This is a genomic window from Streptomyces spiramenti, assembly GCF_012034385.1.
Classification (GTDB): Bacteria; Actinomycetota; Actinomycetes; order Streptomycetales; family Streptomycetaceae; genus Streptomyces; species Streptomyces spiramenti.
In genome coordinates this window covers 1-22,188 of the sequence record NZ_JAAVJB010000038.1, presented here as the reverse complement: position 1 = coordinate 22,188, position 22,188 = coordinate 1, and the positions used below count along the sequence as shown (strand labels likewise).

Here is a 22,188-nt window from a genome sequence, read left to right as displayed (position 1 = left end):
CCGAACCCACTCGGCGACCCTGGTGGCCCCGGCCGTACCTCGGTAGCCTGACGGGGTGACCACCGACAAGCCGCCCGCCGTGTCCCTCGGGAAATCGACCCCGCCCCCGGCCGTCCGCGCCTCCGACGCGGACCGCGACCGCGTGGCCGAGATCCTCCGCGAGGCCCTGGCCGAAGGCCGCCTCCAGGCGGACGAGCACGCCGAGCGCATCGAGGGCGTCTACTCGGCCAAGACCGTGCCCGAGCTGGAGAAGCTGATCCGGGACCTGCCCGCCGGGCAGCGTCCGTCGGCTCCGCGGCCCCCCACCCGCGAGGAAGCCGCGCGCCTCCCCGGTCCCCGCAACGTCGTCGCCGTCCTCGGCGGGGCCGACCGGCAGGGCAGCTGGCGGGTCGGCGCCCAGATGAACGCGATCGCCGTCTGCGGCGGTGTCGACATCGACCTCACCGAGGCGATCTTCGACCAGCCCGAGGTGGTCATCAACGCGACGGCGGTCTGCGGCGGCATCAGCATCCAGGTGCCCGAGAACATCACGCTCGTCTGCGAGGGCAGCGGGATCATGGGCTCCTTCGACGCCCGCGAGATGGTCGCCGCCGACCCGGCCGCGCCGGTGGTGCGGCTGCGCGGCGTCGCCATCTGGGGTGCTGTCGAGGCGTCCGCCGTCGAGGGCAAGCGGGTCCAGAACCTCCGCGCGAGCGACGGCTGACCCGGCGGGTTCCCCTCCGCCGCCGGGCTTCGGCGGTGCCGTGCGCCGTGCCGCCTCGACCCGGTGCGGCTCGCCGCGCCGGCCGGTGGGCCGCCGCCGTCCGCTTCTTCGCCGCACGCGCTGCCGCCGCACGCGGGCACGGCCCCTCTCCTTGCCTTCCCGCCCGAGCGGGCGGGCGCTTCCGCGCGCCCGGCCCGGGGTCTCTCGAAGCCCGGTGGCATCCCCGGTCACCCGTCGGCCCCGTGTCGGGGACAGCGTCGGCGCCGCCCTGCCCCACCCCACCCCACCCCGCCGAGTCGCGCCGGGGTGGACACGGAGCGGATGCGAGACGTCACGTCACGTCGCCCTGTTTGGCTCTCCGTGCATAAGCGTGTGCGCAGCGGGTAGGGCAGGGAGGACCGTCACTCGTATGGCCGATCAGCGGCGCTCTGCCGCGGTCGGTCACCCAGGCCTGCGGGTGGTGGTCAGTCAGCCCAGCAGAGCGACCCCGTAAGCCGTCGTCAGGAGTTGACCGTGCTGCAATCGCCTCACGAGCCACAGTGGTCCACCGCCGTGCCGTCCCCACGGCTACGGAGAGACCTCGCCGGCCCGTGGCATTCCGAGGCCGCGTGCCGGCGCGACGAGGCGGGACTCTTCTTCGCGCCCTCACAGGAGCCGACGGCCGCGCGGCTCTCCCGTGAGGCGGCTGCCAAGTCGGTGTGCGCCCGCTGCCCCGTCCTGCTCGAGTGCCGGGAGCACGCGCTGCTCCAGCCCGAGCCCTACGGCGTCTGGGGCGGCCTCACCGCCGCCGAGCGGCGTGTGGTGCTCGGCCGGCGGCGCCGGCGGCAGTCCGCCGAGGCCGCCTGAGGCGGACGCGGGAGACCGGGGGCGGCTCAGGAGCGGCCCCCGGCCCCGGTGCTCTGTCGTCCGCGGCAGGTCGTCGCCGGACCGGTCAGCGCGGCTGGTCGAAGTTGACGGCGCTGTAGGCGCGCAGCTTCGACAGGCGATGGGTGGAGTCGATCTGGCGGATCGTTCCCGACTTCGACCGCATCACCAGTGACTGCGTGGTGGCGGTCTCGGCGCGGTAGCGGACACCGCGCAGCAGGTCGCCGTCGGTGATGCCGGTGGCGACGAAGAACACGTTGTCGCCGGAGACCAGGTCGTCCGTGTGCAGCACGCGGTCCAGGTCGTGCCCGGCGTCCAGCGCCTGACGGCGCTCCGCGTCGTCCTTGGGCCAGAGCTTCCCCTGGATGGTGCCGCCCAGGCACTTGATCGCGCACGCGGCGATGATGCCCTCCGGGGTTCCGCCGATCCCGAGCAGCAGGTCCACCCCGGTCCCGTCGCGCACCGCGGCGATCGCTCCGGCGACGTCGCCGTCGGAGATGAACCGGATGCGGGCGCCCGCCTCGCGGATCTCGCGGACCAGATCCTGGTGGCGGGGGCGGTCCAGGACGCAGACGGTGACGTCCTCGGGGGTGCCGCCCTTCGCCTTGGCGACCCGCCGGATGTTCACCGCGACCGGCGCGTCGATGTCGACGAACTCGGACGCCTCCGGGCCCGTGACCAGCTTGTCCATGTAGAAGACGGCGCTCGGGTCGAACATCGCGCCCCGGTCGGCGACCGCCAGGACGGAGACGGCGTTGCTCATGCCCTTGGCGGTCAGCGTCGTGCCGTCCACCGGGTCCACGGCGACGTCGCACTCCGGGCCGGTGCCGTCACCGACGCGCTCGCCGTTGAAGAGCATCGGCGCCTCGTCCTTCTCGCCCTCCCCGATGACGACCACGCCGTTCATCGAGACGGTGGAGACCAGGGCGCGCATCGCGCGGACCGCGGCGCCGTCCGCGCCGTTCTTGTCGCCGCGTCCGACCCAGCGTCCGGAGGCCATCGCCCCGGCCTCGGTGACGCGGACCAGCTCCAGTGCGAGGTTGCGGTCGGGCGCCTCGGGGCTGACCTCGAGAGGAGGCGGGAGATGGTGGTCGGACATGGGCACACAACCTTTCGCGCGGGCGGGCCGGTACGCGCGCCGGGGACCGTGGAGTTCGGGGGACGCCTCGACTCTAGCCGCCGCCCGGACAACTGAGCATGTCGGCCCACGGATGAGCAGGGAGGGGGTGGTGGGGGAGCGGCTCCCGGCATACGGGACGATGGGGGAGTGGTGAGAGAGAACGGCACTCCGTCCCAGCAGCCCGCCGGCACCGCCGGTGACCCGGCCCGCGACAGCGGCGGGGACGCCGCACGCGGCGAAGCGGCATCCGAGTCCGCCCCGCAGGAGGAGGCGCGCCGGGCGACGGCGATCGCCGACCCGGCGACGGGTGACGCGGCGGACACCACCGCGGCGGCCGACACCCCGACGGCTCAGCCGACGCGGTCGGCCGACGACGCCGGACCCGGCGCCGGCAGCGGACCCGCCGCGGGTGACGACCCTGCCACCGGCGGCGAACCGGCCGCCACCGGCGACGCCAGGCAGCGCCGCAAGCTGAAGACCGTCCGGGACATGCTTCTGTCCATGGCGGTCATCACCGTCGGCGCGCTGTTCTTCTACTTCGTGCAGCCCACCGACACCGGCCAGGACCCCGTCCGGGCGGTCGACTACGCCGTCGAGGCGAGCACCGCCTCCCGCGCCGCCCCCTACGACCTCGTCGTCCCCGAGGGGCTGGACGAGGAGTGGCGGGCGACCTCCGTGCGGTACCGGCAGAGCTCCGACCACGGCGCCTTCTGGCGCATCGGCTTCATGGACCCCGACAACCAGTACGTCGCGCTGGGCCAGGCGGACGGGCCGGTGCGGGCCTTCGTCAACGACTTCGCGCAGGGCGCCCAGGACACCGGGGACACCGTCACCGTCGACGGTCGGGAATGGGCCGTCCACACCGGCGGCAAGTACGACGCCCTCGTGTCGGAGGAGGGCGACGTCACCACTGTCGTCACCGGCACCGCCGGGGCCGAACAGCTGGAGGCGTTCGCCGCCTCGTTGGCGCCGCACGCCAACCAGTGACACGCGCCGTACCCGCACGGCCCGGCCCTCGCACCGCGAGGACCGGGCCGTCCTGCTCCCCGGCCCCGCCGCACGGCACGCGCGCCGAGGACCGAGCAGCGGTGGTGACTCAGCCGTCGCCCGAGGGCGCGCCGTCCCCCTCGCCCGGACGCGGCGTGCCGCCGTCACCGCCGTCCGACGGGCGCGCCGCGTCCAGGCGGGCCCGGGCGCCCTCCAGCCAGTGGCGGCAGATCCGGGCGAGCTCCTCGCCGCGCTCCCACAGCGCCAGCGACTCCTCCAGGGTCGCGCCGCCGGCCTCCAGCCGCCGCACCACCTCGACCAGTTCGTCGCGGGCCTGTTCGTAGCCGAGCGCGGTCTCGGCATCCGTTTCCGTCATGCCCGCCAGCCTATGCGGGAGGGCTGACAGCGCCTCGGGCCACCACCGACAGCTCGCCCTCGGCCACCCGCGCGTGCAACTCCTCCTCCGGCGCCACGGTCGAGGCGTCCCGGATCACCGAGCCGTCGGGGCGCCGCAGCACCGCGTAGCCGCGCTCCAACGTCGCCGCCGGCGAGAGCGCCCGCACCCGCGCCAGGGTGTGCCGCAGATCGTCCGCCGCCCGGTCCAGCCCGTGCGACAGCGAGCGCCGGGCGCGCAGCCGCAGCTCCGCCAGCCGCTCCTCCTGCGCGTCGAGCACCCGGTGCGGCTCGGCCATCGCCGGCCGCGACAGCGCGTTCGCCAACCCGCGCTCCTCCCGGTCGAGGAAGGTCTCCATCGCGCGCCGTGCCCGGTCACCGAGCTGCGTCACTCGCGTCAGCTCCTCGTTGACGTCGGGGACGGTGCGCTTCGCGGCGTCCGTCGGCGTCGAGGCGCGGACGTCCGCGACCAGGTCCAGCAACGGGGAGTCCGGTTCGTGGCCGATCGCCGAGACCACCGGCGTCACGCACTGCGCGACCGTGCGCACCAGCCGCTCGTCCGAGAACGGCAGCAGGTCCTCCACACTCCCGCCGCCGCGCGCCACCACGATCACGTCGACCGCCGGGTCGGCGTCCAGCGCCCGTACCGCCTCCACCACCTGCGCCACCGCGTGCACGCCCTGCACCGCGACGTTGCGCACGTCGAAGCTGACGGCGGGCCACCGCAGCCGTGCGTTCTCCAGTACGTCCCGCTCCGCCGCCGACGCGCGGCCCGTCACCAGCCCGATCCGGTGCGGCAGGAACGGCAGCGGCCGTTTGCGGTCCGCGGCGAACAGTCCCTCGGCGGCCAGCGCCCGCTTCAGCCGCTCCAGCCGGACGAGCAGGTCGCCCACGCCCACCGGGCGGATCTCCGCGGCGCGCAAGGAGAGTTGCCCGCGCGGGGCGTACCACTCCGGCTTGCCGTGGACGACGACCCGCGCGCCCTCCGCCACCACATCGGCGATCTGGTCGAAGACACCCCGGAAACAGGTGACCGTCAGGGAGATCTCCTGCGAGGGGTCCCGGAGCGTGAAGAACACCACACCGGCGCCGGGGCGGCGGCTGAGCTGGGTGATCTGCCCCTCCACCCACACCCCGCCCAGGCGGTCGATCCATTCCCCGATGAGCCGCGAGATCCTGGCGACCGGAACCGGGTCGTCGGCGGAGGTCTGAAGAGCCATGCCGCCAGGCTATCGGGGCCCGCCGACAGCCCCGGGGGCGTGAAAGCCGAGACCGGCACCGGGGTTCACCCCCACCGGGCCCTACGATGGGGCCATGAGCGCTTCCGCCCCCCGCCGTGTCCTGCTCGCCGCCCCCCGTGGTTACTGCGCGGGTGTGGACCGCGCCGTCATCGCCGTCGAGCAGGCGCTGGAGCAGTACGGTCCGCCCATCTACGTCCGGCACGAGATCGTGCACAACAAGTACGTCGTGAAGACGCTGGAGAAGAAGGGCGCGATCTTCGTCGAGCAGACCGACGAGGTCCCGCAGGGCGAGATCGTCATCTTCTCCGCCCACGGCGTCGCCCCCGAGGTGCACCGCGAGGCCGAGCGCGGCAAGCTCGCGACCATCGACGCGACCTGCCCGCTGGTCACCAAGGTCCACAAGGAAGCCATTCGCTTCGCCAAGGACGACTACGACATCCTCCTCATCGGCCACGAGGGCCACGAGGAGGTCATCGGCACCTCCGGCGAGGCCCCCGAGCACATCCAGCTGGTCGACGGCCCCGGCGACGTCGCGGACGTCGAGGTCCGGGACGAGTCGAAGGTGGTCTGGCTCTCCCAGACCACCCTCTCCGTGGACGAGACCATGGAGACGGTCGGCGCCCTCAAGGAGAAGTTCCCCAACCTGATCAGCCCGCCCAGCGACGACATCTGCTACGCCACGCAGAACCGGCAGACCGCCATCAAGCAGATCGCCGCCGACTCCGACCTGGTGCTGGTCGTCGGGTCGAAGAACAGCTCCAACTCGGTGCGGATGGTCGAGGTGGCGCTGGGCGCCGGCGCCGGTGCCGGCCACCTGGTCGACAATGCGGGCGAGATCGACGAGAGCTGGCTGGAGGGGGTCACCACCGTCGGCCTCTCCTCCGGTGCCTCCGTCCCCGACGTGCTGGTCGAGGGCGTGCTGGAGTGGCTCGCCGAACGCGGCTTCGGTGACGTCGAGGTCGTGCAGCCGATGCAGGAGTCGATCCAGTTCTCGCTGCCGAAGGAACTGCGCCGCGACCTGCGCGCCGAGGCCGCCGAGAAGGTCCGCGACAGCGCCTGACGCACCGGGTCGGGGCGCGCCGCCCGGCCTGTCGTGGGCACCGCCGACGACCGCCCCGTGCCGATGAACGGCACGGGGCGGTCGCGTTCTGCTGAGGCGGTGGCGGTGGCGGTGGCGGTGGCGCGCCCGCGACGGCCGGTGGTGCGGCTCCGGGCGCAGGGTCAGCCGCGCTGGTGTTGCTGTGCCGCGGCGGCACGGGCCGCGTTCTCCCTGCGGCGCCTGATCCGACCCGCCATGACGGCCAGCTGCCGACCCAACGTGATCCCCACCGCGGCGATGGTGCCCGCGAACAGCCAGGGGGCGCCGACGGCCAGCTCCGTGAACAGCTCGTACAGCCCGCCGCTGACGATGAGCCCCGCCGCGTAGGCGATCGGCACCGCCACCGGCGCGCAGATCAGGTCCATCGGCCGCACCCAGGCGGCGACGGCCACCGAGACCAGTACGAACAGCAGCCCGTACAGCACGGGGGCGCCGCCCAGGACCCGACTGAACCAGCCGGCGACCACCATCGAACCGATCGCGATCACGCCGCATCCCAGTCCCGTCAGCTTCGGACGGGGGAGGCGCGCCAGCGCGTCCAGCAGGGGCGGCCGGGGGCGGGTGGCTCCCTCGCGCGATCGGGGGGCGGGACGGCTGCGCTGCCGGTCCGGCGCCGCCGCCCGGGCGGGCCGGGGCACGCCGGCCGCCCCGGCGGCCGGGCGCGGCAGGGGAGGGCGGGTGGTGCTGGTGCTGTACTCCACGGGCACCAACGTACGGGCCGTGCCGCCCGCGATGGCGCAATGGCGCGCCCTTTTCATCCCATTTGCCGATGAGTCGACAGAAGGACGAGGTGGGAGGGGCCGGGGGCCGCCCCCTTAGAATGGGCGACCGGCCCTGTCAGCAACCACCCGAACGGGAAGTCCCACGTGTCCCTCACGATCGGAATCGTCGGACTGCCGAACGTCGGCAAGTCGACTCTCTTCAACGCCCTCACGAAGAACGACGTGCTGGCGGCCAACTACCCGTTCGCGACGATCGAACCCAACGTCGGCGTCGTCGGGGTCCCCGACGCCCGCCTGGCCAAGCTCGCCGAGATCTTCGGCAGCGAGCGGGTGCTGCCCGCCACCGTCGACTTCGTCGACATCGCCGGGATCGTGCGGGGCGCCAGCGAGGGCGAGGGGCTGGGCAACAAGTTCCTGGCGAACATCCGCGAGTCGGACGCCATCTGCCAGGTCATCCGGGCCTTCAAGGACGAGAACGTCGTCCACGTCGACGGCAAGGTCTCGCCCAAGAGCGACATCGAGACCATCAACACCGAGCTGATCCTCGCCGACCTCCAGACGGTCGAGAAGGTCCTGCCGAAGCTCCAGAAGGAGTCGCGGATCCGCAAGGACCGGCTGCCGGTGGTCAAGGCCGTCGAGGAGGCCAAGGAGATCCTGGAGGAGGGCCGCACCCTCTTCTCCGCCGGTATCCGCCAGGGCACCGAGCGGGCCGAGCCGCTGCACGAGCTGCACCTGCTGACCGTCAAGCCCTTCCTCTACGTCTTCAACGTGGACGAGGAGGAGCTGACCGACGACGCCTTCAAGGCCGAGCAGCGTGAGCTGATCGCCCCGGCCGAGGCCGTCTTCCTCAACGCCAAGCTGGAGGCCGACCTCGGCGAGCTGGACGACGAGGCGGAGGCGCTGGAGCTGCTCCAGTCCGTCGGCCAGGAGGAGCCCGGGCTCGCCAACCTCGCCCGCGTCGGCTTCGAGACCCTCGGTCTCCAGACCTACCTGACGGCCGGCCCCAAGGAGTCCCGGGCCTGGACCATCAACAAGGGCGACACCGCCCCCGAGGCGGCCGGTGTGATCCACACCGACTTCCAGAAGGGCTTCATCAAGGCCGAGGTCATCTCCTTCGACGACCTCGTCGAGGCCGGCTCCGTCGCCGAGGCCCGCGCCAAGGGCAAGGCCCGCATGGAGGGCAAGGACTACGTCATGCGCGACGGCGACGTGGTGGAGTTCCGCTTCAACGTGTGACGCGTCCGGCGAAGGGCCGTCCGACCTGCCGCGGAGCGGGTCGGGCGGCCCTTCGCTGTCCGTGCGGCGAAGCGGTTGCGCCGCTTCGCCGGCCCGCGGCTCAGGAGGTGCCTCGGCCGGAGAGAGGTTCGCCGTCGGTGGGTGTGTCCGGATCGGGTGCGACCGAGGTGGCGGCTGCGCTGGCGGCTGCGTCCTCCGCCGCCGGGAGTGCGCCCGCGCCCGTCCCCGCCGGTGGTGTCGCGCTCCGCGCGGGGAAGCGGCGGGTGAGTGCGACGCCGACGAGGACCACGGCCATGCCGATCAGCAGTCGGGTGTGGAGCTGCTCCCCGAGGACGGCGACGCCGAGCAGCACGGAGACGACCGGCAGCAGGTAGCCGACGACGGCGGCGTTGGTGGCGCCCTCGTCGTTGATGATGCGGTAGGTGAGGTGGAAGGTCAGGGCGGTGCAGAGGACGCCGAGGACGAGCGCGGCGACGACGACCGTCGGGGTGGGGTCGAAGGGCGCGAGTCCGCCGCCGAGCGGCATGACGGTCGCGGTGAGGCCGGCTGCGGCGAGGAGTTGGGCGGTGGAGAGCGAGATGGTGGGGGTGCCGCGCCGTACCAGGGTGCGTCCCATGTAGGTGAAGGCGACGGCGTAGCTGGCGGCGGCACCCAGGATGGCCAGGGTGCCCCAGCCGGTGGCGCCGGTGGCCTGCCAGGGGGCGAACAGCACGATGGTGCCGGCGAACCCGAGGAGGAGCCCGGCCGACCGCCCCGCGTGGGGGGTGCGTTCGGTGCCGAGCACGAGGGCGAGGGCGATCGTCCACAGCGGGGTGGTGGCGTTGAGGACGCCGGCCATGCCGGAGTCGACGGTCTGCTGCCCGAGGCTGAACAGCGCGAACGGCAGGGCGTTGCAGAAGAACGCGGCGACGACGAGGTGGCGCCAGGTCGTCCGACCGCGTGGGAGGCGGTGCCCGGCCAGCCGGCACGCCGCGAGCAACACCAGCGAGCCGACCGCGCAGCGGGCGAACGTCACCTGCAGCGGCGAGAGGCCGCGCAGCGCCAGGTCGATCCAGAGGAAGGTCGAGCCCCAGAGCAGGGCGAGCACGATCACCCGTGCCACGCTGCGCAGCGAGGATGCACCGCGGTCCATGTCGTCTCCACGTGTCGAGGGGGAGGATGCGCGGTCCGGGGCGTTCGGTGGGACCGGCAGGTTGCGTGGCGGTTCCGTCGCGCGACGGAACCGCGCCGGCTGACCCCGTGGGGAGGGTGCGGGGCGGGTGTGCCCGGCGGCCGGGACCGGGAGCCGTGGCGGGTCGGGCGGGTCGGGCACGTACGAGTGGCGCGTGGCGCCAAGCGTGTCGCGGTGGCATGCGTGGAATAACATAGAGGGTGTTCTCTTTCTTTGTCCACGGTGCAGGGGGCCGGTCGATGGCACGGGTTCGGCAGGAGCGCGCGGAGCGGACGCGCCGGGCACTGATCACTGCAGCCGCAGAGCTGTTCGATCAGCGCGGCTACCACGGGGTCGGGCTCAACGCGATCCTGCGACGAGCGGGGGTGACGACGGGGGCGATGTACTTCCACTTCGCGTCCAAGGAGGACCTCGCGCGGGCCGTGATCATCGGTCAGGCCGACGGGTTGGACCTGGAGGGCGACGCTCGGGGACTGCAGCAGCTGGTGGACCTCTGCCAGCACATCGCCGTCACCATGCGCTCCGACGTGCTCCTCCGCGCCGGAGTGCGGCTGGCCGTGGAGCAGAGCGAGGCCGACCTTCTCGACTACTCGATCTACGGCTGGTGGTCCTCCCGCTTCGCGGCCTGCCTGGAGACGGCCCGGGAGATGGGCCAACTGCGGCCCGGGGTGGATGTGGACACCTTCGCTCGGGTGATCGTCGCCTCGTTCACGGGCACCCAGACCATGTCGCGACTCTCGAACAGCTGGTCCGACCTGCCCGACCGCATCGAGGAGATGCTGTGCTGCCTGCTTCCCGCGCTCGCCTCCGAGGAGGTCCTCGCCACGCTGACGGTTTCTGGCGCCCCCTTCGGTGAAGCGCTGTCCCGCACCGCGGCGCCGGGGTCCTCAGCGGGCGACGCCTCCTGAGCCCGGCCTCCTCGGTACTCACCGGTACTCCTCGGTACTCACCGGTACTCACCGGTACTCACCGGTGCCCTCCGGTTCCTCGGCCGGCGTCTGCCCGACCTGCTTCGGGCTGCCCTGCTTCGGGCTGCGGGGCCCGGCAGGCGGGAGGTCCTGGCGCGGAGCACGGCTCGCCGTGGCCTGGCCGCCACCGGCGGCTCTCCGGCGGCGCGAGCGGGGGTCTGAGCGCCTCGCCGTCGCTGTGTCGCGCGGCCGGCTCCCGGCGCGCTCGCGCCCCACCGCAGCGGTCGCCCCCGCACCCGCCCTGCCCCGACCGTGGCCGCAGCGCCTCGCCCACCCTCTCCCACCTGCGGCTTCGCCGCGTGATTCGTGTTTCCGTAGTGCGCCCTCCCGGTCGCCGAGCGTAACTTCGTGAGTGCCGCAGGGAAGAGCGGCCCGGGAGCCACCGGGCCGGGGCGACCCGGCGGAGTACGTCGCCACCTGAAACCGAACGGAAAGGCTGATCCATGTCGACCACCGTCACAACGGCCGCGGTGTGCCTCGTCTGCGACAGCGAGCTCGCCATCGAGGGCGGCTCCGAGAAGGGGGAGATCGTGGAGTGCGGCACCTGCGGTCAGGAGCACGAGCTGACCGCCGCCTCCGCCGCCGGCTACGAGGTCTCCCTGGCCCCCGAGGTCGAGGAGGACTGGGGCGAATGACGACCGCAGCCACCGACGTCCTGCTGTCGGTGACCGTGCTGCGCCCCGACGAGCGTCGACTCCTGGACGCCCTGCGCGACCAGGGGTTGACGGCCCGTCCGGTCCTCCAACCGGACATGGCCGAGGTGCTCTCGGAACGCGGTGCACGGCCCCGACTGGCGGTGCTGCGCAACCTCTCCCACCGGGAGGCCATCGGCACCGCCCGCCGCCTCGACCAGGCCGGGATCGCCACCCTCAACACCCCCTCGGCGATCGAGACCTGCAACGACAAGGGCCTGCAGGCCCTGCTGTTCGCCCGACACGCCATCGCCCACCCCGACACCCGCCACGCCTACACCTACGAGCAGGTACAGGAGGTGGCGCACGAGTTCGGCTGGCCCGTGGTGGTCAAGCCGGTCTCGGGATCCTGGGGGCGCGGGGTCACCCGTCTCTCCACCGAGCACGAGTTGGAAGCCTGGACCGGCGGTCGGGAGTCCGCCGACGCGGCGGGGAAGCTGTTCCCCGTCCTGGTGCAGCGGTACGTCGACAAACCGGGGCACGACCTGCGGATCGTCGTCGTCGGGGAGCAACCCGTCGTCGCCATCCGCCGGGCCTCGGAGAGCTGGCGCACCAACACCCACCTCGGCGCGCGGGTCGAACGCGTCGAGATCTCCGACACCATGCGGGCGCTGTGCGACCGGGTCGTCACCGCGCTCGGCCCCGGCTTCTACGGCGTGGACCTCATGGAGGACCGCCACACCGGCGAGACCACCGTCATCGAGGTCAACGCCAACCCGGAGTTCGCCCGCTCCTCGGAGACCCACGGGGTGGACATCGCCGGGATCTACGCCCGGTACGTCGTGGGCCTGCTGGAAGCGGACCGGGCCGTTCTCGCCCACTGAGACGGGGCCGTCCGGGCGTCGCCCACCCCGCGCCCCCGTCGGGGCCGGGCGGCGGCCGGCCCGTGCCCCGGAGTCACCCAGCGGTCGCAGCCTCCTCCTCAAGCGCCTCTCTCGCTGCGCCCGTCGGCGTCCCGCACCGCCGCGGCCCGGACCGCACACCGGAACCGCACCCACCGCCGTCGACCGTCACCCACCCCTCCCGCCACCGTCATCGCCGCTCGCCACCACGGCCGTCCGGCGTCCGCCCCGGCGCCGTCCCGCCGGTGCTTCTTCCGCAGTCCGGCCCTCCCCGCCCGCACCGCGTGACGGTCACCGACCCGGCCACCGCCGGGCCAGCCCGGTGACCGCCGCGGTCGCCGGAGACGGCCACTCCGTGCCCCGTCCGCCCACCGTCGTGCGGTCGCGGCGCGGGGGCCGCCCCCGGACGCGCCATTCGCAGAACGAGGAGACACCACATGGAACAGTTCGACACCGCGCTCGTCCTCTCCCGGGTTCTCACCTCGGGCGTCGTGATGAGCATCGAGAAGAACGACAGGGAACTGCCCGCCCTGGAACGCCTGTTGACCAAGCGCACCCGTCGCTCCAAGGCCATCCTGGTCAACAGCAGGAGCGCCGCCGTCCACGCCGCGCTCACCGGTCAGGACATCGGCCACGGCGACACCGCCGAGCTGCCCGCGGCGGCCACCGGCCGCGACCGCGCCTTCGTCGACTGGGTGGGCGTCACCGCCACCGCGCCCGCCGACGGCGCGGCGCCGGCGCCGGCCTTCGACCTGATCACCCTCACCCCGGAGAACGCCGCCGACCTGGCCTCGGCCGCCGCCGACGCCACCGCGCCGACGCTGGTGGTGGACCTCACCGGGCTGGGATTCGGGCCCGCCGCCGCGGTCCTCACCGACGACGCCGGGGTCTGGACCCGGGGCGAACGCCTCAAGATATTCGGCGCCTTCGACCTGCGGACCATGTGGACGCAGGAGGAGGCCGAGCCCGGCCTCGCCCCGGGGGTGCAGTTCAACTACCGGCTCAGCCCGCTGGTCGCCGCGTGCGCCCGCATGGCCCTCGCCCAGGCCGGTACCCGTTCCGCCGAGAAGACCGGAGACACCCCGCGATGATCACCGACTTCCCCTCCTCCCCTCTGGCCCTCCCCGACCCGGCGGATCTCACCGCGGAGCTCGCGGAGTTCGGCGGCGCGGCGATGATCCCCAAAGAGGTACGCCGCACCATTTTCCCGGTGATCACCAAGGAGGACGTGTTCAACCTGCTGCTGGCGCAGCGCTCCGACGCCGCCAAGGTCGTCGACGGCTTCGCCGAGGAATACCGCGCCTACGTCGGCGCCCGGCGCGCCCTGCCGACCGCGAGCGGTACCTCCAGCCTCCACCTGGCGCTGGTCGGCGCAGGCGTGCAGCCAGGAGACGAGGTGATCGTGCCGGCCTTCACCTTCATCGCCACCGCCCAGGCGGTCGTCGCAGCCAAGGCGATACCGGTGTTCGTCGACATCGACCCGCTGACCTACTGCATGTCGCCCGAGGCGGCTGCCGCAGCGATCACCGACCGCGCCCGGGCGCTGATGCCGGTGCACGTCCACGGCCTGCCCGCCGACGTCCCCGCGCTGCGCGCCCTCGCCGACCGCCACGGCCTGGCCCTCGTCGAGGACGCCTCCCACGCGCACTCCGCGAAGATCGGCGACCGGGTGGCGGGCTCCTTCGGCGACGCCGCCGGCCAGAGCCTGATGGCGGACAAGAACTTCCCGCTGGGCGGCGAGGGCGGCATCGCCTTCTTCGACAGCGACGAGGGGTACGACCGGGCGGCGGACTACCTGGAGCGCCACGGCATCGACTACGGCATGTCCTGGGTGGCCGGCGCCTTCGGTTCCAGCCAGCTGAAGCGGCTGCCGTACTACGACGCGATCCGCGCCCGCAACGCCTCCCTGCTGGCCGCCGCGCTTCGGGAGACCGGCCTGTTCACACCGCCGCACGTGCCCGAAGGCCACACCCACGCCTACAACATGTACCGGATCGGCCTGGACCCGGCCGCCGTCGACCTGGGCGACCTGCCGGTCTGGGCCGTGAAGGAGGCGGTGCACGAGCTGCTCACCGCCGAGGGCGTCCCGGCCCGCGAGTGGCAGAACACGCCCATCCCCTGCCACCTCCCCTTCCGGGAGCGGTCCGGCTTCGGCAACGGCTACCCGTTCACGCTCAACCCCGCCGCCGTGCGCGACCACGCGCCGACGGACTTCCCCACCATCGTCGCGATGCTGGAGAGCACCGTGGTGCTCTGCCGCGAGCTGCGGTCGCCCGTCGAGTGGGAGCGGGTCAGCCGCTACGCCGACGCCTTCCGCAAGGTCGCCGCCCGTCCCGACGCCATCCGCAAGCTGGTCGCCGAGCGTGAGTACGTTCGGCCCTACGAGAAGGCGGCCCGCCTTGGCTGACAACGACCGCATACGCGTGGCAGTGCTCGGCGCCAGTGGCTACACCGGTGCCGAACTGATCCGGCTGCTGCTGGGCCACCCCCGCGTCGAACTCGCCTACCTCTCCTCCGAGCGGTACAGCGGGCGTCCGATCACCTCGGTGCTCCCCGGAATCCGCAACCATCCCGGCGCCGCTGGGCTGCGCTTCTCCCCGCTGGAGGCGTGCGACGAGGTCGACGTGGCGTTCGCCTGCCTCCCCACGGGCGCCCTCCCGCCGCACATGCCGAAGCTGTCGGAGCGTGCCGAGCGGGTCATCAACCTCGCCGGTGACTTCCGCCTCACCGACCAGGACCAGGCGGCGCAGCACTACCCGGAGTCGGGGGAGTGGACCGAGCAGTTCCACTACTACGTCCCGGAGTTCTCGCCGGCGCCCGGTGCCGACATCCGCTTCGTCAACCTCCCCGGCTGCATGGCCGTCTCCACCCTGTACGCGCTCCAGCCACTGGTGGCGGCCGACCTCGCCGAGGGCGGTGTGGTCGTCGAGGCGAAGACCGGGGCGAGCGGCAGCGGCAACAAGTCGAGTGAGCACCCCGCCGAGCGGATCGGCAACTTCCGCGTCCACAAGCCCTACGGGCACCGCCACGCACCGGAGATCGAGCAGGCACTGCGCACGTTCTCCGGTCGCGCACCCGACCTCCGGTTCTCCACCTTCAGCCTGGACGTCTCCCGCGGGATCCTGGTCTCCGCCTACGGCCGGCTGCGGGAGGGCACCACCCCGCTGGACGTGAAGCGCGCCTACGGCACCGCCTACGCCAAGAGCCCCTTCGTCAAGGCACGATCCCAGCTCAAGACCCCCGCCGACTTCCCGATGCTCAAGAGCGTCGTCGGCTCCAACATGGCGGAGGTCGCCGTTGCGGTCCGGGGCGACCAGTACGTCGCCGTCACCGCGATCGACAACCTCATCAAGGGGGCCTCGGGGCAAGCGGTCCAGGCGTTGAACCTGCTGTACGGCTTCGAGGAGTCCACGGCCCTGCCCTTCACGGCGGTGAACCCGTGAGCCGCCCGCTGTACGTCGTCAAGGTCGGCAGCGCCACGCTGCTCCACCCCGGGATCTTCGCCGAGATCGCCGCCGTCCACGCCCGGGGCGCCCGTGTCCTGGTCGTGTCCGGCGGGGCGGAGGGCATCGAGCGCCACTACACGGCCATCGGACGGACGATGCCCTCCCTCACCCTGCGCAACGGCGATGCGGTGCGCTACTGCCCGCCGGCGGAGATGCCCCACATCGCCGACGCCTACCGGCAGGTGACGCTGCCCGAGGTGGAACGCGGCCTCGCCGCCCACGGTCTGACCGTCCTCACCGGCCTCGCCTCCGACGGCGGACTGGTGACGGGCGCTGTCAACAAGCCGCTGCGGGTGACCGAGGACGGGCGCTCCAAGGTGGTCCGCGACCACCGGGCGGGCACGGTGCTCGCGGTCGACGCCGACCGGTTCGCCGTCCTCCTCGACGCCTACGACGTCGTCTGCGTCTCGCCTCCGGTACGCGACGCGGAGGGCGGCAGCGACCTGAACGTCGACGCCGACGTGCTGGCCGCGACGCTCTCCAACGCGCTCGGCGCCGACCACTTGCGGCTCGTCACCGGAACCGCCGGCATCCTCACCGACCCCGCCGACCCGTCCACGACGCTGCACGACGCCTTCCCCGGAACCGCAGGGCAGTACGCCGGCGGCCGGATGAAACAGAAGGTGAGGGCAGCGGAACTGGGACTGCGGGGAACCGCGGACGTCGCCGTCACCGGCCCGCACACCATGGCCGACCCCGAGGGCTGGACCCGGTTCTGGCGCGGTGACGAACCGGCGGAGGACCTCGCGCTGCTCAGCCGGGCGGTGGGCATCCCGTCGACCTCCTACGACGAGCACGAACTCGTCGCCTACCTGGTGCGGTGGTGCCGCGACCGCGGCATCACCGCCCGCGTGGACGAGGCAGGCAACCTCGTCGCCGAGCGCGGCGCCGGCCCGCGCACCCTGCTGCTCCTCGGCCATGCCGACACCGTCCCCTTCACCTGGCCCGTCCGCTGGGAAGCGGGCGACGCCGGTACCGACGACCGGGCGGTGACCGCCGACGCCGCGGACCACGGGGGCGGGGGCGCCGTGCTCCACGGCCGGGGCAGCGTCGACGCCAAGGGCTCGCTGATCGCCTTCCTGGACGTCCTGGCGGACACCGCCGTCCCCGAGGGCTGGTGCCTGCGGGTGGTCGGCGCGGTGGAGGAGGAGGTCTCCTCCTCCAAGGGGGCCTTCCACGTCCGTGACCACTACCCGGCCGAGGCCGTGGTGGTGGGGGAGCCCAGCGGCTCCGGGGCGCTGACCCTCGGCTACTACGGCCTCTTCAAACTGGAGGTCACCGCGACGGTCCGCAGCGGCCACTCCGCCGGCTTCCAGGCGATCTCCGCCCCCGACCACCTCAGCGAGTCCCTGGCACGCATCCGCACGGCGGTGACGAAGGAGGCGGAGGAAGCGCTGAGCGCCGTCATCGACCTCTCGTGCGCGGCCGGCACGGAGAGCCAGTCGGCGACAGCGGTCCTCAACTTTCGCGTCCCCCCGGGGATCGACCTGGCGGTGCTGCGCGAGGCGGCCGTCGACGCGGTCGGCGAGGGCGTCTCCGTCACCTTCCTGCGGGCCACCCCCGGCCACGCCGGCGGGCGGTCCACCCCGCTGGCCAAGGCGTTCGGCCGGGCCATGAACCGGAAGGGCGTCAGGCCGAGGTTCCTGATGAAGAAGGGGACCTCGGACATGAACACGCTCGCCACGACCTGGCGGGGCGTCCCCATGGTCGCCTACGGGCCGGGGGACTCCGCACTGGACCACACCGCGGACGAGCACATCGGCGCCGCGGAGTACCGCAGGGGACGCGACGTCCTCCGCGAGGCGGTCGCCGCCTACTTCACCCTCGCCGGCGCGGACCAGCAGGCCGCGCTGCCGACCACCGGAGGCACCCCGTGACCACTGCCGTCGACCGCTCCGCCCGGACGGCCTCGCTGATCACCCCACTGATCGCCGGACGTCCCGGCGGGGGGACCGCCACCGCGACCCCCGCCGCCCCGCCGCACGCGTCCGATCCGCACACCCTCGTGCTGCGGGAGCGCGCCCTGACCGCCCGCCGCGCCGTCATCGACATGGCGGCCACCCCGACCGGCTGTCATCTGGGCGGCAGCCTCTCCGTGACCGACATCCTGATCGCCGCGCTCGACCGCACCGCCGACGACCCCGACAGCGAGGTCGTCCTGAGCAAGGGCCACGCTGCCGCTGGTCTGTACGCCGCGCTGCACGCCACCGGCATCCTCACCGCTGACCCGGTCCCGCACTACGGAGCGGCGAGCCACCACTTCACCGGCCACCCCGGGCCGAGCGTCGAGGGCGTCCGGTTCCCCACCGGAAGTCTCGGCCACGGCGCCCCGTACGCGCTGGGCTGGGCGCTGAGTCGCCGCCTGTCGGGCCGCTTGGGTCTGGGGATCGCCGTCCTCGGCGACGGAGAGCTCCAGGAGGGCCTGGTCTGGGAGACCTTCCAGGTCGCCGCCGCCCAGCGGGTGTCGAACCTGGTCGTCGTCGTCGACCGCAACGGCGGCCAGAACGACGGCATGGTCGCCGACATCTCGCCGCAGCCCCAACTCGCCGCTCGGTTCGAGGCGTTCGGCTTCGAGGTCGCAGAGGTGGACGGACACGACGTCGGTGCCCTCCGGGCGTTGCTCGACCCGGATCGGGCGGACGCCGACCGGCCCCTCGCCGTCGTCGCCGACACCGTCAAGGGCAAGGGCCTGCGCCCCGTGGAGGGCAAGGCCGCCTCCCACTACGTCACCATCGACGCCGCCCGTGCGGCCGCCTGGAAGAGGATTGTGCGATGACACTGGCCGGACGCGCGGCCTACCGCGACGAGTTGACACAGATCGCCGAGTACGACCCGCGGATCCTCTGCCTGGAGGCCGACCTCGGGGGCAAGGGCCATCCCTTCGCCGTGAATCACCCCGACCGCTTCTTCAACGTCGGGATCGCGGAGGGCGCGATGGTCGACATGGCCGCGGGACTCGCCGAGGGCGGCTACCGGCCCTTCGTCTCCACCTTCGCCCCGTTCGCCGTGCTGCGCGCCGCGGAGAGCATGAAGCTGGCCCTCGGCTACCTGGGCGCGGGCATCACCGTGGTCGCGCCCTACGCCGGGGTGTCCGGCGGCTGGTTCGGCACCACCCACCACTGCCTGGAGGACTTCGCCGTCGTACGCGCGATCCCGGGCGTCACGGTCGCCGCGCCGTACGGGGAGGCCGAGATGCGCGCGGTGGTCCGCCGGGCGGCGGTCACGGGCGAACCCCACTACATCCGCACCGGTCGCAACGCCGCCCCGCTGAGCCTGCCGTGGGTGGGGCCGGAACCGCCGGTCGTCAACTGGGACGTCCACGGCGCGGAGCCCGATCGCACCTGCCTCGTCTCGGTCGGCGAGGTAGGGACGGAGCTCTGCCTCGCGGTGCGCCGCTCGCTGCCGGCCCTGCCGCATGCCCACCTCTGCTACCTCGACCAGCCGCACCTGGAGCGTGCCGCCGCCGAACTCGCCGACCACTACGACAGGTTCGTCGTCGTCGAGGAACACCGCCAGGCCGGGGGGATCGCCTCCGCGCTCGCCCTGCTGCTGCCCGGGCGGGAGGTCTCCTCGGTCAACGCCGGGGAGAGCTGGCCGGTCCACGGCGGCAGCCACGAGGAAGTACTGGACGAACTGGGCCTCAACGAGGCTGCGGTGTGGGCGGCACTCGCCCCCCACGAGGTGCCGCCCCACGGCGCGCCGGCCGCCCCGCAGGACAAGGAGGACACGGAATGAGCACACACCGCATCGGGTTGGCGCAGGGCACCGCGATCTACGTCGGGGCAATCCTCGGCGCGGGCATCCTCGCCCTGCCCGCCCTGGCCGCCGCGACCGCCGGGCCGGCCTCCCTGGTCGCCTGGGTCGCCCTCCTGCTGTTCTGCGTACCCGTCGCCTTCACCTTCGCGGCGCTGGGCGCCCGCTACCCCGACAGCGGCGGAGTCGCCACCTTCGTCGCCAAGGCGTTCGGGCAGCGTGCCTCCGGCGCGGTCGGCTACTGGTTCTACTTCGCGCTACCGGCCGGCGCACCGGCCACCGCCTACGTGGGCGGCCAGTACGTGGCTCACACCCTGGGCGCCGGACAGACCGCGGCACTGCTGGTGGCCGCCGTGCTGCTCCTGGCGGCCTTCGGCAGCAACATGGTGGGCCTGCGGCTCTCCGGACGGCTGCAGTTGCTGCTGGTGGGCCTCCTTGCGGTGCTGCTGCTGGTCGCGGTCGTGACCTCGCTGCCCCAGGCCAGCACCGACAACCTCACGCCGTTCGCCCCCCACGGCTGGGGCGCCGTCGCCCAGGCGGCGAGCCTGCTGTTCTTCACCTTCGCCGGCTGGGAGGCTGTCACCCACCTCTCCGGCGAGTTCCGTGACCCCGCCCGTGACCTGCGGCGCGTCACCATCACCACCCTGATCGTGATCGGCGTGCTCTACCTCGGACTGGCCCTTACCTGCGTGCTGGTGCTCGGCCCCGAGCTCGCCCGCACCGAAGCCCCGCTGACCCTGCTGCTCCAGGCCGGCACGGGCTCGGCCGCGTCGATGGTCACCGCCGTCATGGCCATGATCCTCACCTTCGGCACCATGAACGCCTTCCTCGCCGGGGCGTCACGGCTCGGTGCGGCTCTCGCCCGGGACGGGGTGCTGCCCGCGCCGCTGGCCAAGGGGCACCGACCTGGAGAGGTGCCGCGCCGCAGCCTCGCCCTGCTGTTCCTGCTCAGCGCGCTGGTCTGCACGTTCGCACTGACGACCGGCACCGAACTGGCCCACGTCATGCTGGCCGCCGCGGCCTGCTTCATCGCCGTCACCGTGGCCGGCCTGGCGGCCGGGGTACGGCTGCTGCCGCGCTTCAGCGCCGTGTGGTGGGGGGCGCTCGTCGCCACGGTGGCCATGACGGTGCTGCTCGTCTTCTCCGGCTGGTTCCTGCTGCTCCCGCTGGTCCTCGGCGCCCTCGCCGTCGGCTGGTCCAGGGCGGCCTCGGGGCGACGCCGGGTCGTGCCGGTGAACCCGCCCGCCGCCGCGGAGCCCGCCACGAGCCCGGCGGGCACGACTTCCGGCCCCGCCACGGTTCCGGCCGCCGCGAACACGGTGGCCTCGACACCGGCCACGGTGACCGAGCCGGCCGGGTAGCGCGTGTCGGGAACACCTCCCGGGGCTCCCCGAACGCCGGCCGCGCCGGCAGCCGGAGCGCGGACGACCGGGCCGGAGACCTCCGGCCCGGTCCCCGCCGTCGTGGCGCACTGCGCCGCATCCGGCACCACCCGAACCCCTGCGGCGGACGCACCGCCGTCCCCGGCCTCCCCCGCACGAAGGAGAGAACGATGGATCTCGGCCTGAACGGAAAGACCGCCCTGGTGGCGGCGGGAACGAGCGGGATCGGACTCGCTGTCGCCCGCGCGCTCGCCGCGGAGGGCGCCACGGTGTCGGTCTGCGGGCGTTCCGCCGAACGACTGAGCGAGGCCATGGCGGTCCTCGACGAGGCCGGCCCCGCCGACGTCCACGGTGCCACCGTGGACGTCACCGACCACGCCGCGGTGGCGGAGTGGGTCGCCTGCACCGCCGACCGCTTCGGCGGACCGCACGTGGTCGTCGCCAACGCGGGAAGCCCCGCCGAGGGCGGGGCGGAGGGTCTCGACGTGCCGGACTACCGGACCGCTGCCGAGCTGACCCTGCTGTCGGCGGTCACCCTCAGCCGGGCGGCGCTGCCGCACATGCGTCGCGACGGCTACGGGCGGCTGCTGTTCGTGACGTCGCTCTCCGCCCGTCAGCCCATCCCCGGGCTCGCCCTCTCCAACACCTTCCGCCCGGCGGTCGTCGGCTACGCAAAGTCGCTGGTGCAGGAGCTTGCGGCAGCGGGAGAAGGCGCGGTCACCGTCAACGTGATCGCACCGGGCATGACCCGCACCCCCACCCTCCAGGCGTGGGCCGAACAACTCGACGGTGGTGTCGAGGGGTTGTGCCGCGACATCCCGATCGGGCGGCTGGCGGAGCCGGAGGAGGTCGGCGCGACCGCCGCCTTCCTGGCGTCGGAGCGGGCGGGGTCGATCACCGGCGCCGTCGTGCCGGTGGACGGCGGGGCCGGCCGCGGCCTGCTCTGAGAGCGTGTGGGAGACCCCACGCCGGGCCCGCGACGCCGGCCACGGCCATCTGCCGCGTGGCCAGGAACGCCCGAAGAGGACCCGGTACGAGGGCACCCCTCCGCCGTGCGGCTGACCGCATCCGACGCGGGGTCTCACACACGCTCCGAGGGCGGCACCCGCTCGCCCCGCACGGCCGACCGCTCGCCGCCGCCCCACGGACCGGCGGCCCCTTCCCGGGCCGCCGGGCGGTCGGATCAGGCAGCCGGTAGACCGTGGAGCGCCACCGCCAGCTGTGCGCGGCGAGCGATGGCGAGCTTCCGGTAGATCCGGGTGATGTGCTGTTCCACCGCGCGGGCGCTGACCCCCAGAGCCGCCGCCATCTCGCGGTTGGTCATCCCGTCCAGCATCATCCTCGCGATACGCGCCTCGTGGGCGCTGAGCCGGTCGTGCTCCGGCGAAGGCGGCGCGGCCGTTCTGCCGACTCATCTCCACGAACGGCACCGGCGTGGACATCACCATGGCGCCGCCGGCGAGCGCGAGCGCGCAGTCGCCCTGCCGTAGCGCCTGGCAGGCCAGGTGC

General features: G+C 73.4%; 21 protein-coding genes and 2 pseudogenes. 16 read left to right on the top strand and 7 right to left on the bottom strand.

From position 1 onward, the window contains the following. Positions 1–55: 55 nt before the first annotated feature. Together HCJ92_RS07630 and HCJ92_RS07625 are read left to right on the top strand one after the other, a co-directional pair. A complete protein-coding gene (locus HCJ92_RS07630; protein ID WP_167932686.1) occupies positions 56–703 on the top strand; it encodes a DUF1707 domain-containing protein in 648 nt (215 codons plus the stop codon). A gap of 513 nt (positions 704–1,216) precedes the next feature. Continuing rightward, positions 1,217–1,549 carry a WhiB family transcriptional regulator gene (locus tag HCJ92_RS07625; RefSeq protein WP_167932685.1) on the top strand — a complete coding sequence of 111 codons (333 nt, stop codon included), beginning with the start codon at positions 1,217–1,219 and terminating at the stop codon, positions 1,547–1,549. Between the two features lie 85 nt (positions 1,550–1,634). Here HCJ92_RS07625 and glpX read toward each other — a convergent pair whose 3' ends face one another. Further along, complete coding sequence (gene glpX, locus HCJ92_RS07620) at positions 1,635–2,666, bottom strand: class II fructose-bisphosphatase (RefSeq protein WP_167932684.1); 1,032 nt, start codon at positions 2,664–2,666, stop codon at positions 1,635–1,637. A 168-nt stretch (positions 2,667–2,834) separates the two neighbouring features. On the opposite strand from glpX, the gene HCJ92_RS25550 reads away from it, so the two are divergent. After that, entirely contained in the window at positions 2,835–3,674 is an 840-nt protein-coding gene (locus HCJ92_RS25550; RefSeq protein ID WP_338054067.1) for a DUF4245 domain-containing protein, read from the top strand. Positions 3,675–3,783: 109 nt separating this feature from the next. On the opposite strand, the gene HCJ92_RS07610 is transcribed toward HCJ92_RS25550, so the two are convergent. Both HCJ92_RS07610 and xseA read right to left on the bottom strand, forming a co-directional pair. After that, on the bottom strand, positions 3,784–4,050 hold the full coding sequence (locus HCJ92_RS07610; RefSeq protein ID WP_167932683.1) for an exodeoxyribonuclease VII small subunit: 267 nt from the start codon (positions 4,048–4,050) through the stop codon (positions 3,784–3,786). 10 nt (positions 4,051–4,060) lie between these two features. Further along, positions 4,061–5,287: an exodeoxyribonuclease VII large subunit gene (gene xseA, locus HCJ92_RS07605; protein ID WP_167932682.1), complete on the bottom strand. Its 1,227-nt coding sequence runs from the start codon at positions 5,285–5,287 to the stop codon at positions 4,061–4,063. A gap of 94 nt (positions 5,288–5,381) precedes the next feature. On the opposite strand from xseA, the gene HCJ92_RS07600 reads away from it, so the two are divergent. Continuing rightward, complete coding sequence (locus HCJ92_RS07600) at positions 5,382–6,368, top strand: 4-hydroxy-3-methylbut-2-enyl diphosphate reductase (RefSeq protein WP_167932681.1); 987 nt, start codon at positions 5,382–5,384, stop codon at positions 6,366–6,368. Positions 6,369–6,529: 161 nt separating this feature from the next. Here the strand turns inward: HCJ92_RS07600 and HCJ92_RS07595 are convergent, their stop codons facing one another. Next, complete coding sequence (locus tag HCJ92_RS07595; protein ID WP_245240670.1) at positions 6,530–7,108, bottom strand: DUF6542 domain-containing protein; 579 nt, start codon at positions 7,106–7,108, stop codon at positions 6,530–6,532. A 165-nt stretch (positions 7,109–7,273) separates the two neighbouring features. On the opposite strand from HCJ92_RS07595, the gene ychF reads away from it, so the two are divergent. Further along, the gene (ychF, locus tag HCJ92_RS07590; RefSeq protein WP_167932680.1) at positions 7,274–8,365 is read left to right on the top strand and encodes a redox-regulated ATPase YchF; all 1,092 of its coding nucleotides are present in this window, start codon (positions 7,274–7,276) and stop codon (positions 8,363–8,365) included. Positions 8,366–8,465: 100 nt separating this feature from the next. Here the strand turns inward: ychF and HCJ92_RS07585 are convergent, their stop codons facing one another. Continuing rightward, positions 8,466–9,497, bottom strand: a complete 1,032-nt coding sequence (locus tag HCJ92_RS07585; protein ID WP_167932679.1) for a DMT family transporter — start codon at positions 9,495–9,497, stop codon at positions 8,466–8,468. Between the two features lie 278 nt (positions 9,498–9,775). Between HCJ92_RS07585 and HCJ92_RS07580 the strand changes: the two genes are divergently transcribed. The 11 genes from HCJ92_RS07580 (at position 9,776) to HCJ92_RS07530 (ending at position 21,626) form a co-directional block, all read left to right on the top strand. Further along, positions 9,776–10,444: a ScbR family autoregulator-binding transcription factor gene (locus tag HCJ92_RS07580; RefSeq protein ID WP_167932678.1), complete on the top strand. Its 669-nt coding sequence runs from the start codon at positions 9,776–9,778 to the stop codon at positions 10,442–10,444. Positions 10,445–10,947: 503 nt separating this feature from the next. Beyond that, positions 10,948–11,139 (top strand): lysine biosynthesis protein LysW, encoded by a 192-nt coding sequence (locus HCJ92_RS07575; protein WP_167932677.1) that lies wholly within the window; start codon positions 10,948–10,950, stop codon positions 11,137–11,139. Then, complete coding sequence (locus HCJ92_RS07570; protein WP_167932676.1) at positions 11,136–12,020, top strand: RimK family alpha-L-glutamate ligase; 885 nt, start codon at positions 11,136–11,138, stop codon at positions 12,018–12,020. Before HCJ92_RS07575 ends, HCJ92_RS07570 begins: the two co-directional genes overlap by 4 nt. A gap of 455 nt (positions 12,021–12,475) precedes the next feature. Continuing rightward, entirely contained in the window at positions 12,476–13,129 is a 654-nt protein-coding gene (locus HCJ92_RS07565; RefSeq protein WP_167932675.1) for a degT/DnrJ/EryC1/StrS aminotransferase, read from the top strand. After that, a complete protein-coding gene (locus HCJ92_RS07560; protein ID WP_167932674.1) occupies positions 13,126–14,445 on the top strand; it encodes a DegT/DnrJ/EryC1/StrS family aminotransferase in 1,320 nt (439 codons plus the stop codon). The genes HCJ92_RS07565 and HCJ92_RS07560 overlap by 4 nt, the downstream gene beginning before the upstream one ends. Then, complete coding sequence (gene argC / locus HCJ92_RS07555) at positions 14,438–15,481, top strand: N-acetyl-gamma-glutamyl-phosphate reductase (RefSeq protein ID WP_167932673.1); 1,044 nt, start codon at positions 14,438–14,440, stop codon at positions 15,479–15,481. Before HCJ92_RS07560 ends, argC begins: the two co-directional genes overlap by 8 nt. After that, entirely contained in the window at positions 15,478–17,421 is a 1,944-nt protein-coding gene (locus tag HCJ92_RS07550) for a M20/M25/M40 family metallo-hydrolase (protein WP_167932672.1), read from the top strand. Before argC ends, HCJ92_RS07550 begins: the two co-directional genes overlap by 4 nt. Then, entirely contained in the window at positions 17,418–18,320 is a 903-nt protein-coding gene (locus tag HCJ92_RS07545; RefSeq protein ID WP_338054066.1) for a 1-deoxy-D-xylulose-5-phosphate synthase N-terminal domain-containing protein, read from the top strand. Before HCJ92_RS07550 ends, HCJ92_RS07545 begins: the two co-directional genes overlap by 4 nt. Then, complete coding sequence (locus HCJ92_RS07540; RefSeq protein WP_167932671.1) at positions 18,317–19,279, top strand: transketolase family protein; 963 nt, start codon at positions 18,317–18,319, stop codon at positions 19,277–19,279. The genes HCJ92_RS07545 and HCJ92_RS07540 overlap by 4 nt, the downstream gene beginning before the upstream one ends. Beyond that, positions 19,276–20,658, top strand: coding sequence for an APC family permease (locus tag HCJ92_RS07535; protein ID WP_167932670.1), 1,383 nt, complete (start codon positions 19,276–19,278; stop codon positions 20,656–20,658). The genes HCJ92_RS07540 and HCJ92_RS07535 overlap by 4 nt, the downstream gene beginning before the upstream one ends. Before the next feature lie 191 nt (positions 20,659–20,849). After that, entirely contained in the window at positions 20,850–21,626 is a 777-nt protein-coding gene (locus HCJ92_RS07530) for an SDR family oxidoreductase (protein ID WP_167932669.1), read from the top strand. Between the two features lie 236 nt (positions 21,627–21,862). Here HCJ92_RS07530 and HCJ92_RS07525 read toward each other — a convergent pair. Together HCJ92_RS07525 and HCJ92_RS07520 are read right to left on the bottom strand one after the other, a co-directional pair. Continuing rightward, positions 21,863–22,039 (bottom strand): annotated as a pseudogene (locus HCJ92_RS07525) (helix-turn-helix domain-containing protein); the annotation flags it as partial. A gap of 52 nt (positions 22,040–22,091) precedes the next feature. Continuing rightward, a pseudogene (locus HCJ92_RS07520) lies at positions 22,092–22,184 on the bottom strand (beta-ketoacyl synthase N-terminal-like domain-containing protein); the annotation flags it as partial. Positions 22,185–22,188: the final 4 nt, after the last annotated feature.

What these genes read in the sequence shown, in the direction of transcription:
- glpX (WP_167932684.1), bottom strand. Translation starts at nt 2,666, where the DNA reads ATGTCCGACCACCATCTCCCGCCTCCTCTCGAGGTCAGCCCCGAGGCG.
- HCJ92_RS07610 (WP_167932683.1), bottom strand. Translation starts at nt 4,050, where the DNA reads ATGACGGAAACGGATGCCGAGACCGCGCTCGGCTACGAACAGGCCCGC.
- xseA (WP_167932682.1), bottom strand. Translation starts at nt 5,287, where the DNA reads ATGGCTCTTCAGACCTCCGCCGACGACCCGGTTCCGGTCGCCAGGATC.
- HCJ92_RS07600 (WP_167932681.1), top strand. Translation starts at nt 5,382, where the DNA reads ATGAGCGCTTCCGCCCCCCGCCGTGTCCTGCTCGCCGCCCCCCGTGGT.
- HCJ92_RS07585 (WP_167932679.1), bottom strand. Translation starts at nt 9,497, where the DNA reads ATGGACCGCGGTGCATCCTCGCTGCGCAGCGTGGCACGGGTGATCGTG.
- HCJ92_RS07580 (WP_167932678.1), top strand. Translation starts at nt 9,776, where the DNA reads ATGGCACGGGTTCGGCAGGAGCGCGCGGAGCGGACGCGCCGGGCACTG.
- HCJ92_RS07575 (WP_167932677.1), top strand. Translation starts at nt 10,948, where the DNA reads ATGTCGACCACCGTCACAACGGCCGCGGTGTGCCTCGTCTGCGACAGC.
- HCJ92_RS07570 (WP_167932676.1), top strand. Translation starts at nt 11,136, where the DNA reads ATGACGACCGCAGCCACCGACGTCCTGCTGTCGGTGACCGTGCTGCGC.
- HCJ92_RS07565 (WP_167932675.1), top strand. Translation starts at nt 12,476, where the DNA reads ATGGAACAGTTCGACACCGCGCTCGTCCTCTCCCGGGTTCTCACCTCG.
- HCJ92_RS07560 (WP_167932674.1), top strand. Translation starts at nt 13,126, where the DNA reads ATGATCACCGACTTCCCCTCCTCCCCTCTGGCCCTCCCCGACCCGGCG.
- HCJ92_RS07540 (WP_167932671.1), top strand. Translation starts at nt 18,317, where the DNA reads ATGACACTGGCCGGACGCGCGGCCTACCGCGACGAGTTGACACAGATC.
- HCJ92_RS07535 (WP_167932670.1), top strand. Translation starts at nt 19,276, where the DNA reads ATGAGCACACACCGCATCGGGTTGGCGCAGGGCACCGCGATCTACGTC.
- HCJ92_RS07530 (WP_167932669.1), top strand. Translation starts at nt 20,850, where the DNA reads ATGGATCTCGGCCTGAACGGAAAGACCGCCCTGGTGGCGGCGGGAACG.